This window comes from Lacisediminihabitans profunda, from assembly GCF_008040105.1.
Lineage (GTDB): Bacteria > Actinomycetota > Actinomycetes > Actinomycetales > Microbacteriaceae > Lacisediminihabitans > Lacisediminihabitans profunda.
Genome location: NZ_VRMG01000029.1, coordinates 1 through 323 on the forward strand (window position 1 = coordinate 1; position 323 = coordinate 323).

The window sequence follows — 323 nt, forward strand, 5'->3', positions numbered from 1 at the left end:
CCTCGCCCTGGATGGGCTCGATGAGCACGGCGACGGTGTTTTCGTCGATGGCCGCCTCGAGGCCCGCCGCATCCCCGTAGGGCACCGAACGGAAGCCCGGGGTGAACGGACCGAAGCCGCGACGTGCCACCGGGTCGCTCGAGCAACCCACTACCGGGATCGTGCGGCCGTGGAAGCTGCCCTCTGCCACGCTGATGTTGGCGTTCCCCGGCCCGACGCCCTTCACGCGGTAGCCCCAGGCGCGGGCGACCTTGATGCCGGACTCGACAGCCCCGGTTCCCGTGTTCATCGGGATGACCATGTCCTTGCCGGAGAGCTTGGCG

Annotated in this window: 1 protein-coding gene; it reads right to left on the reverse strand. The window is 69.7% G+C overall.

The annotated features are described in order from the left end of the window. A partial coding sequence (locus FVP33_RS18930) for an aminotransferase class III-fold pyridoxal phosphate-dependent enzyme (protein ID WP_147785254.1) occupies positions 1-323 on the reverse strand: 323 nt, incomplete at both ends.